Origin of the sequence: Micromonospora sp. SD12, assembly GCF_052068495.1 — a bacterium.
Lineage (GTDB): Bacteria > Actinomycetota > Actinomycetes > Mycobacteriales > Micromonosporaceae > Micromonospora > Micromonospora echinofusca.
The window spans coordinates 512,392-524,866 of sequence record NZ_JBQHDF010000003.1 but is presented as its reverse complement, the minus strand read 5'-3'; the positions used below and the strand labels follow the sequence as shown (position 1 = coordinate 524,866).

At 74.7% G+C, this 12,475-nt stretch carries 13 protein-coding genes; 3 read left to right on the top strand and 10 right to left on the bottom strand.

The window, feature by feature from the left end; genetic code table 11:
• Positions 1–59: 59 nt before the first annotated feature.
• Positions 60–389 carry a hypothetical protein gene (locus ACTMS2_RS09400; RefSeq protein ID WP_101412235.1) on the bottom strand — a complete coding sequence of 110 codons (330 nt, stop codon included), beginning with the start codon at positions 387–389 and terminating at the stop codon, positions 60–62.
• 305 nt (positions 390–694) lie between these two features.
• Here ACTMS2_RS09400 and ACTMS2_RS09395 point away from each other — a divergent pair, with 305 nt between their 5' ends.
• Positions 695–1,186, top strand: coding sequence for a DUF3145 domain-containing protein (locus ACTMS2_RS09395; protein ID WP_111133972.1), 492 nt, complete (start codon positions 695–697; stop codon positions 1,184–1,186).
• Between the two features lie 77 nt (positions 1,187–1,263).
• Complete coding sequence (locus ACTMS2_RS09390; RefSeq protein ID WP_441175048.1) at positions 1,264–3,003, top strand: glycoside hydrolase family 3 protein; 1,740 nt, start codon at positions 1,264–1,266, stop codon at positions 3,001–3,003.
• A gap of 6 nt (positions 3,004–3,009) precedes the next feature.
• Here ACTMS2_RS09390 and ACTMS2_RS09385 read toward each other — a convergent pair whose 3' ends face one another.
• Entirely contained in the window at positions 3,010–3,663 is a 654-nt protein-coding gene (locus tag ACTMS2_RS09385) for a lipoprotein (protein WP_441175047.1), read from the bottom strand.
• Positions 3,664–3,737: 74 nt separating this feature from the next.
• Positions 3,738–4,637 (bottom strand): helix-turn-helix domain-containing protein, encoded by a 900-nt coding sequence (locus tag ACTMS2_RS09380; RefSeq protein WP_441175046.1) that lies wholly within the window; start codon positions 4,635–4,637, stop codon positions 3,738–3,740.
• Positions 4,638–4,724: 87 nt separating this feature from the next.
• On the opposite strand from ACTMS2_RS09380, the gene ACTMS2_RS09375 reads away from it, so the two are divergent.
• A complete protein-coding gene (locus ACTMS2_RS09375) occupies positions 4,725–4,943 on the top strand; it encodes a hypothetical protein (RefSeq protein WP_250100938.1) in 219 nt (72 codons plus the stop codon).
• Positions 4,944–5,228: 285 nt separating this feature from the next.
• Here the strand turns inward: ACTMS2_RS09375 and ACTMS2_RS09370 are convergent, their stop codons facing one another.
• The 7 genes from ACTMS2_RS09370 to ACTMS2_RS09340 form a co-directional block, all read right to left on the bottom strand.
• A complete protein-coding gene (locus tag ACTMS2_RS09370; RefSeq protein ID WP_441175045.1) occupies positions 5,229–6,668 on the bottom strand; it encodes an acyl-CoA carboxylase subunit beta in 1,440 nt (479 codons plus the stop codon).
• A 10-nt stretch (positions 6,669–6,678) separates the two neighbouring features.
• Complete coding sequence (gene fabF, locus ACTMS2_RS09365) at positions 6,679–7,905, bottom strand: beta-ketoacyl-ACP synthase II (protein WP_441175044.1); 1,227 nt, start codon at positions 7,903–7,905, stop codon at positions 6,679–6,681.
• 2 nt (positions 7,906–7,907) lie between these two features.
• Complete coding sequence (locus tag ACTMS2_RS09360) at positions 7,908–8,147, bottom strand: acyl carrier protein (protein ID WP_007072348.1); 240 nt, start codon at positions 8,145–8,147, stop codon at positions 7,908–7,910.
• Positions 8,148–8,229: 82 nt separating this feature from the next.
• Complete coding sequence (locus ACTMS2_RS09355; RefSeq protein ID WP_357722071.1) at positions 8,230–9,174, bottom strand: beta-ketoacyl-ACP synthase III; 945 nt, start codon at positions 9,172–9,174, stop codon at positions 8,230–8,232.
• Positions 9,171–10,340 (bottom strand): acyltransferase domain-containing protein, encoded by a 1,170-nt coding sequence (locus ACTMS2_RS09350; RefSeq protein ID WP_441175043.1) that lies wholly within the window; start codon positions 10,338–10,340, stop codon positions 9,171–9,173. Before ACTMS2_RS09350 ends, ACTMS2_RS09355 begins: the two co-directional genes overlap by 4 nt.
• 78 nt (positions 10,341–10,418) lie before the next feature.
• On the bottom strand, positions 10,419–11,705 hold the full coding sequence (locus tag ACTMS2_RS09345) for a PucR family transcriptional regulator (RefSeq protein ID WP_441175042.1): 1,287 nt from the start codon (positions 11,703–11,705) through the stop codon (positions 10,419–10,421).
• 89 nt (positions 11,706–11,794) lie between these two features.
• The gene (locus ACTMS2_RS09340) at positions 11,795–12,454 is read right to left on the bottom strand and encodes a response regulator (RefSeq protein ID WP_441175147.1); all 660 of its coding nucleotides are present in this window, start codon (positions 12,452–12,454) and stop codon (positions 11,795–11,797) included.
• Between the last annotated feature and the right edge of the window lie 21 nt (positions 12,455–12,475).

Below are 12,475 nucleotides of genomic sequence, written 5' to 3'. Positions count from 1 at the left end.
CGCGACCGCCCGCCGGGATGGTCCCGACGGGCGGTCGCGGTGTCGCGTGGGGGAGGGGCTCAGCCCTCGAAGACGCCGGCCTCGACGAGGCGCTTCTCGGTGGCGTCCCAGCCGTCACCCGGGTGGGTGGCGTTGAGGTTGTTGAGCTCGGCCCGGATCTTCGCGGCGTGGCCGGCGGCGGCCAGCACCCGGATCTCCTCGACGAAGGCCTCGGAGTCGGTGCGCAGGTGCGCGGTCTTGCCGTTGGTCAGGTTCCGCACGTAGGCGTGCTTGCCGCCGTTGAGCGGGATGACGTACTTGAACTCGCCCAGCACGCTGAGGGCGCCACCCTGGCCAGCCTGGCCGGCCCGGACTGACGCGCGCGCGGTCTTAGAGGTGTTGCTCGCCACGGAGGTACTCCTTGCAAGACGTACGGGAGGACGGAACGTCCGGGGGCTGTGCGGGTGTCACCCTGCTGGGTGCGCCCGCGAAGATGTGCGCGGCACAGGCCGCCGATGGAACTGTACACGAACACGGTCCCTGGCTGGTCATCGCGTCGTGAGGGGTCAACCGGGGCACCCGTCCGACTATTCCGACCGCGAATTTTCCGATTCCCTGGCGCACCATCCGTCACACCAGTCATCATGTGTTCCAGCAACCACTCGGGTGGTCGAGGTCGTAGGGGAAGACGCACCTCGCTCTCCGGGAGGTCACCGTGCCAACGCGTGGCGTCGTATACGTCCACTCGACCCCGCTCGCCGTGTGCTCACACGTCGAGTGGGCGATCGCGCGCGTCCTCGCCGCGCCGGTCAACCTGCAGTGGACGGCTCAGCCCGTCGACCCCGGCGCCCGCCGGGCCGAGTGCGGGTGGACCGGTCGCCCGGGGACGGGCGCCGAGCTGGCTGCTGCCCTCCGGCAGTGGCCCATGATCCGTTTCGAGGTCACCGAGGAACCCAGCCCCGGCGCCGACGGCGAGCGCTTCATGTACGTGCCCGGACGGGGCCTGTTCCGGGCGACCGTCGGGGCGGCCGGCGACATCCAGCTCGGCGAGGACCGGCTGCGCAGCATCATGGCGGGCGCGCGGGCGCCGGAGGCCCTCGCGCACGCCCTCGACAAGGCGCTCGGCACGGCGTGGGACGCGGAACTGGAGCCCTACCGGTACGCCGGCGACGGCGCGCCGGTGACCCTGCTCACCCGCGTCGGCTGACACCACGGCCCGGACCGGGGCCGACTCATCCGATGGGGTGAAGGTCAAGTTGCCCCGATAACGGGCGAACTGGTGGGATGGGCCGCGTGTCGACTACCCCGCGACGTGCCGGCGTCGCGCTCGCCGTCCTGACCGCGCTGCTCGTCTCCGGATGCTCCCGGCCGGCGGAGCGCCGCCCCGACCCGACGCCCACGAGCGCCGCCGCCCCGACGGCCACCCCGGCACCCACCGCGAGCGTCCCCGGCGCCGACCCCGCCGCCCGCGCCGCCGCCCTCGTGGCCTCGCTGGCCGACGAGGACCTCGTGGGGCAGGTGCTGATGCCGTACGCCTACGGCGACGCGGCCACCCGGGTCTCGCCCGGCTCGGCGGCCGGCAACCAGGCGCTGGCCGGCGTGGACACCCCCGCCCAGATGGTCGAGAAGTACCGGCTCGGCGGGCTGATCCTGGTCGGCTTCAGCGCCGACGACCCCACCAAGGGCAACCAGGAGACGACCAACGTCGACAACCCGAAGCAGGTCCGCGCGCTGACCGACGGCCTGCGCGCTGCCGCCGGCCGGCTGCCCGCCGGGCCGGCGCCCTTCCTGGTCGGGACCGACCAGGAGCACGGCGTCGTCACCCGGATCACCGACGGCGTGACCCTGCTGCCCAGCGCCCTCGCCGCCGGTGCCGCCGGACGACCGGAGCTGACCGAGGCCGCCTGGCGGGCGGCCGGCGCCGAACTCGCCGCGATGGGCATCAACCTCGACTTCGCCCCCGTCGCCGACGTGCTCGTCACCCGCAGTACGGTGATCGGCTCCCGGTCGTACGGGGCGGACCCGAAGGTGGCGGCGGGGCAGGTCGCCGGCGCGGTACGGGGCCTGCAGGCCGCCGGCGTCGCGGCCACCGTCAAGCACTTCCCCGGGCACGGGCACAGCGCCGCCGACTCGCACGAGGGTCTGCCGGTGCTCGACCAGCCCAGGAAGACGCTGGAGACCGGGGCGTGGCCGCCCTTCTCCGCCGCCATCGACGCGGGCACGATGGCCGTGATGTCCGCCCACCTCGACGCGCGGTCGGTGGACCCGGGCACCGCGGCGACCTTCTCGCACAAGCTGCTCACCGGCGTGCTCCGCGGCCAGCTCGGCTTCCAGGGCGTGGTGATCACCGACGGGATGAACATGCCGCCGGCCAAGCGCTGGTCGCCGGGCGAGGCCGCCGTGCGGGCGCTGAAGGCGGGCAACGACCTGATCCTGATGCCGCCGAACGTCCGTCAGGCGTACGACGGGCTGCTCGCCGCGCTCCGCGACGGCTCGCTGCCCCGGACCCGCCTCGTCGAGGCCGCGACCCGGGTGCTGACGATGAAGTTCAAGCTGGCCGACCGGCCCACGCCCGAGCTGTCCACGCTGGCCGGCCCGGCGCACCGCAAGGCGGCGGAGGACCTGGCCGCGGCGGCGGTGACGGTGCTGCGCGGCGCCTGCGGCGGCGGCGTACGGGGCCCGGTGACCGTGACCGCCTCCGGCGGGCGCGAGCACACCCGGGCGGCGCTGACCGAGGCGCTCAGGGCGGCCGGGGTCGAGGTGGTGGCCCGTGGCGGCACGGTGGTGCACCTCGTCGGGTACGGCGACGGCGCCGGCGACCTGCGCGCCGACGCCGCCGTCACGGTCGCCATGGACACTCCGTACGTGCTGGCGAAGGCCAAGTCGCCGACCCTGCTGGCGACCTACTCGTCCAGCCGGGCGTCGATGACCGCCCTCGCCGGGGTGCTGGCCGGCAAGGCCCGCCCCGACGGCCGCTCCCCGGTGCCGGTGAGCGGCCTGCCCGCCACGACCTGCGGCGCCTGAGCGGCGTCAGTCGCGGTTGATCCGGGCCGACTGCTTCACCAACTGGTACGCGGGCAGCAGCTCCGTGGGTTCCGGAGTGTCCAGGCTCAGCACGATCGGCCCGTAGAGGGAGGAGACCGCGACGGCCCGGTCGTTGACCGCGCCGCCGTCCTTCCTGGGGTAGCTCGCCTCGACGGCGTCGAGGGTGCCGGCCTTGAGCCGCCGGTACTCCGCGTCCGCCGCCTTCGGCGAGTACGCGTCGAGGAAGTGCTTCAGGTGCGCCTCGGCGCCGCCGGCGACCCCGTCGACCCGCCACACGCGGAGGAACCCGATCGAGCCGGCCGGCCGGGCGTCGATCTCGCACAGCATGAGGGCCTTGCCGAGGCGGGCCTCGCCGAACTCCGCCGAGCCCTTCACCGCCTCGACCTTCCACCGCGCCGGCACGGAGAAGGTGACCGGCAGCTCGCAGGGCGTGCCCTTCCCGCCGATCGTGGTGCCGGCGGCGGCAGCCGCCACCTCGTCGTGCCAGGGCGGTCCGGGCGTCACCGGCGAGGCGGTGGCGCTCGGTGAGGCCGACGGGGAGGTGCCGGCCGAGGGCGGCTCCTCCTTGCCGTCGGCGCAGCCGCCGGTCAGTCCGATGGTGAGCGCCGCGAGCACGGCGACGCGGGTACGACGTTCCATGGTGTCCATTCCCCGTTGACGACGAGAGCCGGCTCATCAAAGCGGCGCGGACCGATGCCGTCAACCCGGTTGATCTACGGCGTCGCGCGCAGGGCGGCCACCAGCCACTCCACGGCGGGCACCGAGGGCGGGAACGGGGGCCGCCGGTTGAGCACCCCGATCAGCTGCCAGTACCGCTCCACCTGCCGGTCGGTGAAGGCCGCGATGCCGTCGGCGAGCGCGAGCCGTTCGGCGCGGGACAGCCCCGGGTCCACCATCTCGTGGAGCACCGCCCGCGCCCGCCCGGAGTCCGGGGCGATCCCGGCGGCGAGCGCGGCGCGCGCCGGCTCGATGGAGGGCATCGCCGGCGGCGGGGACGTCGCCGCCGCCCCGGCCACCGCCATCGCCCGTACCCGCAGCCGGAAGGCCGGGTCGGCGACCAGTTCGGCCAGCTCGACCCAGGCGTCCACCTCCTCGTCGGTGGGCTCGTCGGGCAGGTCGGTGGGGAGCGTCCGCATGGCGCGGGCCAGCCCGTCGCCGTCGGGGCCGGGCTCCACTCCGCCGAAGACCTCGGCGACGAACTCGTCGATGATCCGCTGCCGCTCCCGGGCGGAGAGGCGGGCCAGGTCGTTCATCAGTCTCAACTCCTCGGTCGTACTGCCACGTCGGGCGACCGACCGCAGCACCGCCCGGCGCAGCCGCAGCGTGCGGATCTCGGCGTCCAGGGCGCGGCTGTGCGCCCGCGCCACCTCCCGCACGCTCGTCCGCCGCTGGAGGATCCGGCGGACGTCGTCCAGGCCGATCCCCAGCTCCCGCAGGCTCCGAACGAGGTCCAGCCGGGCCACGGCCGCCGCGTCGTAGAGCCGGTAACCGCCGGTGGAGCGCGCGGTGGGCGGGAGCAGGTCGAGGTCGGACCAGAAACGGATCGTCCGGACGGAGAGGCCGGTCCGGCGGGCGAGCTGCCCGATGGTGAACAGGTCGGTGTGGTCGTCCACGTCCAAGAGCCTCCTGCCTCCAGCCGCTGGAGAGTCAAGCGGGAAACCGAGTCGCGTTCGGCCGCCCCACCTGGCACCCTCGCGCAGATGGGAACGGCTGAGGGTTTCGCGTACGTCGAGCGGTCGGACGGCACGGTGGTGATCACCCACCACGGCCGGGCGGCGGGCACCCTGCGGGGCGGCCGGGCGGCGGAGTTCCTCGCCGAGGTCGACGGCGATCCGCAGCTCGTCATGGCCCGGTGGACCGGCAACTACCGTCGGGGCAACGAGCGGACCGCCCGCCGACATCCCCGCAACCAGGGCTGAGCGACGCGGGAGGGCCGGCGCTCACCCGAGCGCGGGCCCTCCCGGCGGTACGTCGTGATGCGTTCTGTGCCTTGCACCGTGCCCGGCCGCGTGGCCGGTCGAGCCGGTGACCAGAGCCTGGACGACCGGCGTGTCGTCGCCGCGTTGCGATACCACGGCGGTATCTTCATGCCGCAGAGGTATCAGCACCGCGGCGCGGTGGTTCGTCGGCGCCACGCGCCTGCCAGGTCCTCCGACCCCGCACTTCGGAAAATCAACGGCCGGCCCCGCAGCCTCCGCGCGGCCCTACAGGGGGATGTTGCCGTGCGCGCCCCGGGCCGCCGGGGCGGCGGCGAGGGCCTCGGCGATGCGGCGGCGCGTCTCGGCGGGGGTGATGACGTCGTCCACCACGCCGATCTCCAGGGCCCGGTTGACGCCGCCCGCGATGCGGGTCTGCTCCTCGACGAGCTGTGCGCGCAGCGTCTCGCGTTCCTCGGCGGGCACGGCGGCCAGCTTCTTGCGGTGCAGGATGTTGACCGCGGCGCCGGCGCCCATGACGGCGACCTCGGCGTTGGGCCAGGCGAACACGGCGGTGGCGCCCAGGGAACGGGAGTTCATCGCGATGTACGCCCCGCCGTACGCCTTGCGGGTGACCAGGGTGACCCGGGGCACGACGGCCTCGGCGAACGCGTGCAGGAGCTTCGCGCCGCGGCGGACGACGCCGTCCCACTCCTGGCCCAGGCCGGGCAGGTAGCCGGGGACGTCGACCAGGACGATCAGCGGTACGCCGAGGGAGTCGCACATGCGCACGAACCGGGCGGCCTTCTCGGCGCTGGACGCGTCCAGGCAGCCGCCCAGGCGCAGCGGGTTGTTCGCGACGACGCCGACGGTGCGCCCGGCGAAGCGACCCAGGGTGGTCACGACGTTGGGGGCCCACTTGGCGTGCAGCTCCACGCCGGGGGCGTCCAGCAGCGCCTTGACCACCGGCTTGACGTCGTAGGCCCGGTTCGGCTCCGCCGGCATCCTCGCCGCCAGGTCGTGTCCCCCCTCGTCCTGGGCGGACACGTCGTCGGGCGACAGGCGCCCCTGCCGGCCCAGCAACGCGGCGAGCCGGCGCGACTCGGTGATCGCCGACTCGTCGTCGGCGCAGGTCACGTGGACCACCCCGGAGCGGCGGCCGTGCGGCTCGGGCCCACCGAGACGCGCCATGTCGACCTGCTCGCCGGTGACGCTGCGGACCACCTCCGGGCCGGTCACGAAGATCCGGCCCGCGCCGCTCATCACCACGATGTCGGTCAGTGCCGGCCCGTACGCGGCGCCACCGGCCGCCGGACCGAGCACCGTGGAGATCTGCGGCACCCGCCCCGAGGCACGCACCATCGCCGCGAAGACCTGGCCCACGGCGTCCAGGGCGACCACGCCCTCGGCCAACCGCGCCCCGCCCGAGTGCCACAGCCCCACCACCGGCACCCGTTCGCGTACGGCGGTGTCGATGGCGTCCACGACGTGCCGGCACCCCTCGGTGCCCATCGCCCCGCCCATCCGCGTCGCGTCCGTGGCGTACGCGACGACCGGCGAACCCTCGATCTCGCCGCGCGCCCACAGCACGCCCGAGGTGTCGCGGGGCACCGACAGCCGCAACGATCCCGCGTCGAACAGCGCCCGGAGCCGAACCTCCGGATCCCGGTGGTCGACGACGGAAGATGCGTCCACGCCGACGGCGGTGGTGCTCACGTGTGCCTCCATGGCAGTGGTCTCAGGCCCGCGTGAAGACGAGAGCCACGTTGTGGCCGCCGAAGCCGAACGAGTTGTTCAGCGCGGCGGGGATGTCCATGTGGCGCGCCTCGTTGGCGGCCACGTCCAGACTGAGCCCGTCGTCGGGGTCGTCCAGGTTGATCGTCGGCGGTACGACACCGTCGCGTATCGCCAGGATGGTGGCGATCGACTCCAGCGCGCCCGCCGCGCCCAGCAGGTGCCCGGACATCGACTTGGTCGAGGTCAGCACCGGGTGGTCGCCCAGCGCCGCCCGCAGCGCGGTGATCTCCGCGACGTCGCCGACCGGGGTCGACGTGGCGTGCGCGTTGACGTGCACGATGTCCGCCCGGGCGATGTCCGCGTCCGCGATCGCCTTCGCGATCGCCCGGATGGCGCCCTCGCCCTCCGGGTGCGGCTGGACGATGTCGTAGCCGTCGGAGGTGAGCCCGGCGCCGGCCAGCCGCGCGTAGACCCGGGCGCCCCGGGCGGCGGCGTGCTCCGCCCGCTCCAGCACCAGGATGCCCGCGCCCTCGCCGAGCACGAAGCCGTCGCGGGCCTTGTCCCACGGGCGGGAGGCCCGCTCCGGCTCGTCGTTGCGGGTCGACATCGCCCGCATCGAGCTGAAGCCGGCGATGGGCAGCTGGTGGATGACCGCCTCGGTGCCGCCGGCCACCACCACGTCGGCCCGGCCGGCGCGGATCATGTCCATGCCGAGGGCGATCGCCTCGGCGCCGGTCGCGCAGGCGCTGGCCACGGAGTGCACCCCGGCCTTCGCGCCCAGCTCCAGGCCCACCCAGGCGGCGGGTCCGTTCGGCATCAGCATCGGGATGGTGTGCGGGGAGACCCGCCGGGGGCCGGACGCCTCCAGGATGTCGTCCTGGGCGAGCAGCGTCAGCGCGCCGCCGATGCCGGAGCCGACGCTGACGCCCAGCCGCTCCGGGTCCAGCCCGGAGTCGGCCAGGCCGGCGTCCGCCCAGGCCTGCTGCGCCGCGATGATCGCGATCGCCTCGGAACGGTCGAGCCGGCGGAGCTTGACCCGGTCGATCAGGCCGGTCGGCTCGACCGCGAGCCGGGCGGCGATCCGGACCGGCAGTTGCTCGGCCCACTCCTGGGTGAGCGGACCCACCCCGGAGCGGCCGGCGAGCATGGCGTCCCAGGTCGACGCGACGTCCCCGCCCAGCGGGGTGGTCGCGCCGAGCCCGGTGACGACGACGTCGGTGTGAGCCATGATCAGGACTGCGCCTCGATGTAGCTGACGGCGTCCCCGACGGTCTTCAGGTTCTGCACCTCGTTGTCCGGGATCTTGACGCCGAACTTCTCCTCGGCCGCCACCACGACCTCCACCATGGAGAGCGAGTCGACGTCCAGGTCGTCGGTGAAGGACTTCCCCTCGGCCACGTCGTCCGGGTTCACCCCGGCAACCTCTTCGAGGATCTCGGCGAGGCCGGCGGTGATCTCGTCACGGGTCATTGCGGTTGGTTCCTCTCATCGTGGTTCATTCGACGGCCGACGACGCCGGCCGTCACTCCCCGGCACGCGGCCGGAGGGGCTTTCAGGGGCAGCGGACGACCTGACCGGCGTAGGTCAGGCCGCCGCCGAAGCCGAAGAGCAGCACCGGGGCGCCGGAGGGCACCTCCCGCCGCTCCACCAGCTTGGACAGGGCCAGCGGCACGCTCGCCGCCGACGTGTTGCCGGACTCGACGATGTCCTTGGCGACGATCGCGTTCGGGATGCCGAGCCGCTTGACGATGCCGTCGATGATCCGGGCGTTGGCCTGGTGCGGTACGAAGGCGGCCAGCTCCGACGGGTCCACCCCGGCGCGCTCGCACGCCTGCCGGGCCAGCGGCGCCAGCTCCGTGGTGGCCCAGCGGAAGACCGACTGGCCCTCCTGCTGGATGTACGGGCGCCAGCCCTCGATGCGTACCGCGTCGCCCCTCTCCGGCACCGAGCCCCAGACCACCGGGCCGACGCCGGCGGGCTCGCCGTCGGCGACGGCCGACACGACGGCCGCTCCGGCGCCGTCGGCGAAGATGATGCAGGTGGAGCGGTCGGTCCAGTCGACCATGTCGGACAGCTTCTCCGCGCCGATGACCAGGGCGTTGCGCGAGGCGCCGGCCCGGATGGCGTGGTCGACGGTGCCCAGCGCGTACGCGAAGCCGGAGCAGGCCGTGTTGAGGTCGAACGCACCGGGCGCGGTGATGCCGAGCTTGGCGGCGACCCGGCAGGCCACGTTGGGGCTGCGGTCGGCGGAGCTGCACGTCGCCACCACGACCAGGTCGATGTCGGCGGCGGTGAGCCCGGAGTTGGCGAGCGCCTTGCCGGCGGCGGCGCTGGCCATGTCGGCGACCGTCTCGCCGTCGGCGATCCGCCGGGTGGCGATGCCGACCCGGTCGCGGATCCACTCGTCGTTGGTCTCGACGAGTTGGGCGATGTCGTCGTTGGTGACCACCCGGGAGGGCTGGTAGTGCCCCAGCGCGACGATCCGGCTGCCGGTCATGCGTGTCCTCCGATGCGGACGAGCGGTTGGCCCGGGGCGACCGGGTCGTCGTGGTGGGCGAGCCACTCGGTGAGCACACCGTCGTCGTGCGCGGTCACCTCGACCGGGCCCTGGCGGGTGGCCACGTGGCCGACGACCTGGCCGGTGTGCAGCATGTCGCCCTCGGCGAGGTCCCGGGCCGGCTCGAAGGTGCCGGCCGCCGGTGCCACCACCACGCGGAAGTGCATGGTCGGCTCGTGGCTGGGCGCCATCCCGTGCCGGGCGATCAGGTCCCGGGCGGCGGGCAGGTCGTCCGGGGTGTTGAGGGTGACCACCTCGGGGGCGCCGGCCCCCTTGAGCTCCCGCTTGACCAGGCCCGCGAGGGTGCCGGCCGGGGGCAGTTCGATCACGCCGGTCACCCCGAGGTCGGCCAGGGTGCGCATGCAGAGGTCCCAGCGCACCGGCGCGGTGACCTGGCGGACCAGGCGCTGCACCATGTCGCGCCCGTGGTTGACCGCGGCGCCGTCGAGGTTCGACAGCAGGATCCGGGCCGGGTCGGTCGGGGTGATCCCGGCCGCCACGGCGGCCAGCGCCGTCTCGGCCGGGGCCATGTACGGGGTGTGGAAGGCGCCGGCCACCTTCAGGCGGATGACCCGGGCCTTCGTCGGCGGCTCGGCGGCGAGCTTGTCCAGCCCCTCGACGGCGCCGGCGGCGACGAACTGGCCGGCGCCGTTGCGGTTGGCCGGGTGCAGCCCGTGCGCGGCGATCGAGGCGAGCACCTCGTTCGGGTCTCCGCCCAGCACGGCGGCCATCCCGGTGGGCTCCAGCGCGCAGGCGGCGGCCATCTCCCGGCCGCGTACGCCGGCCAGCGTGATCGCCGCCTCCGCCGGGAGCACCCCGGCGAGCGCCGCCGCGCCCAGCTCGCCGACGCTGTGGCCGACGGTGAGCGTGACGTCGTACATCGGCAGGTGCTCGGCGGCCAGCAGCGCGGCGGCGACCAGCAGCGGCTGGGTCCGCGCGGTGTCCCTGATCTCGTCCGCGTCGGCCGTGGTGCCGAGGTGCACCAGGTCGACCCCGGCCAGCGCGGACCACCAGCGCAGGCGCGCCTCGGCGCCGGTGAGGTCAAGCCAGGGAGTCAGGAAGCCGGGTTTCTGGGAACCCTGGCCGGGCGAGAGTACGGCGAGCACGTCTATGACTCTCCCGGATACGGGCGGGTAGCGCTGTGCCGCCTCCGACCAAACCGCACTAGAACCTTTGGAGGAATCCTACAAAGATCGGCGGCGATCATCACCTGTGTGTGGCGTTTTGATGACACTTGGGGCCATTGTCTGGGTTGGTACCATCGGGACCACCGGGTCGAGCCGGCCGACGGTGAGGGCGACCTGGAGCGCGAACGCGTCGCGCGCCGCGAGCGGCGAGAAGCCGGTGACGTCGGAGATCCGCCGCAGCCGGTAGCGCACCGTGTTCGGATGCACGAAGAGGGACCGTGCGGCGCTCTCCAGCGTGCCGCCGGCCGCGAAGAAGGCGTCGAGGGTCTCCAGCAGCTCCCCGCCGGCGCGGACCAGGGCCGCGTAGACGTCGTGACGCAGCCGGCGGCGCGCCTCCGCGTCCCCGGCCAGCGCCCGCTCCGGCAGCAGGTCGTCCGCCGGCACCGGTCGGGGCGCGGTCGGCCAGGCCGGGGCGGCCCGGAAGCCGGCCAGCGCGGCGCGCGCCGACTCGGTCGCCTCGTCCAGGCTCGGCACGGCCGGACCGACCACCACCGGCCCGTCCCCGAACGTGCCGAGCAGCTTGCCGGTGGCCGCGACCGGGTCGGCGGCACCGCCGAGCACGATGACCAGCCGGTCGCCGTGCACCCCGCCGATCACCTCCGTGCCGATGCGCCGGGCCTGCCGGTGGACGGTGTGCAGCACGGCGGAAACCTCCCCGCCGGGGGAGCGGCCGACCGCCACCGCCACGGGCGGGGCGTCCGCCCAGCCGAGTGCCGCCGCGCGGCTCGCCAGCACGTCCGGCGAGTCGCCGCGCAGCAGGGCGTCCACCAGCAACGCCTGCAACCGGGCGTCCCACGATCCGCGCGACTCGGCGGCGCGGGCGTACACGCGGGCGGCGGCGAAGGCGATCTCCCGGGAGAACCGCAGCACCGCCTCGCGCAGCTGCTGCTCCTCGCCCTTCGCCGCCAGGTGCGAGACCTGCTCCTCGACCACGTCGATCATCACCTTCACCAGCGCGACGGTCTGCTGGAGGCTGATCGAGCGGGCCAGCGCCTGCGGCGCGGTGGCGAAGACCTCGTCCGAGACCTCCTGGGTGCTGTCCGCCGTGCCGCCGCCGTCGCGCAGCCACTGCACCAGCGACCGGGCGCCGGCCTGGGCCACCAGCATCACCCAGGAGCGGTGGTCGGGCGGCAGGTCGCGGAACCAGGGCAGCGTCTCGTCCATCCGGGCCACGCTGGCGCTGGCCAGCGCCCCCGCCGCCCGTTCGATCCGGCGCAGCGTGGCCGACAGTTCCGTCCCGCCCGGCTCGCTCACCGCCCCAGCGTGACACGCCCCGACCTGCACCTGGGCGCCGGGCGGCCCGCCCGCTGCGGGTGGCCGGCCTGCCGTGGCCCCGGGCGGCCCGGCCGCCGCGACGACGGGCGGCGGTGAGGTCAGGCCGGGGGCGGGGCGGGCAGCCCCAGTTCCTGGGCCAGGATGGCGGCCTGCACCCGACTGCGCAGGTCCAGCTTGGCGAGGATCCGGCTGACGTGGGTCTTGGTGGTGCTCTCGGCCAGCGCCAACCGGTCGGCGACCTGCTGGTTGGACAACCCGAGCCCCAGGCAGGCCAGCACGTCGCGCTCCCGGGGGGTGAGCGCGTCCACGGCCCCGCGCGTCGCGGCGGAGCTGGTCGGGGCGGTCGCCGCGAACGCGGTGATCAGACGGCGGGTGACCGCCGGGGCGATGAACCCCTCGCCCCGCGCGACCGTCCGTACCGCCGCCACCAGCCCCTCGGCGTCGGTGTCCTTGAGCACGAAACCCGCCGCCCCGGCCCGCAGCGCGCCGAAGACGTACTCGTCGAGGTCGAAGGTGGTGAGCACGAGCACGTCGGCGAGCCGGTCGGCGGCGATCTCCCGGGTGGCGGAGATGCCGTCCAGCCGGGGCATCCGCACGTCCAGCACGGCGACGTCCGGGCGCAGCTCGCGGCACAGCCGGACCGCCTCGGCGCCGTCCTCGGCCTCGCCCACCACCTCGACGCCGGCCGCCCCCGCCAGGACCAGCGCCAGCCCGGCCCGTACCGCCGCCTGGTCGTCGGCCAGCAGCACCCGGATCACCTCGGCCACGTCACGTCCCGC

Bases quoted from the DNA above. Each gene is read 5' to 3' on its own strand.
- ACTMS2_RS09390 (WP_441175048.1), top strand. From the start codon at position 1,264: ATGGGCCGCGTGTCGACTACCCCGCGACGTGCCGGCGTCGCGCTCGCC.
- ACTMS2_RS09385 (WP_441175047.1), bottom strand. From the start codon at position 3,663: ATGGAACGTCGTACCCGCGTCGCCGTGCTCGCGGCGCTCACCATCGGA.
- ACTMS2_RS09375 (WP_250100938.1), top strand. From the start codon at position 4,725: ATGGGAACGGCTGAGGGTTTCGCGTACGTCGAGCGGTCGGACGGCACG.
- ACTMS2_RS09370 (WP_441175045.1), bottom strand. From the start codon at position 6,668: ATGGAGGCACACGTGAGCACCACCGCCGTCGGCGTGGACGCATCTTCC.
- fabF (WP_441175044.1), bottom strand. From the start codon at position 7,905: ATGGCTCACACCGACGTCGTCGTCACCGGGCTCGGCGCGACCACCCCG.
- ACTMS2_RS09360 (WP_007072348.1), bottom strand. From the start codon at position 8,147: ATGACCCGTGACGAGATCACCGCCGGCCTCGCCGAGATCCTCGAAGAG.
- ACTMS2_RS09355 (WP_357722071.1), bottom strand. From the start codon at position 9,174: ATGACCGGCAGCCGGATCGTCGCGCTGGGGCACTACCAGCCCTCCCGG.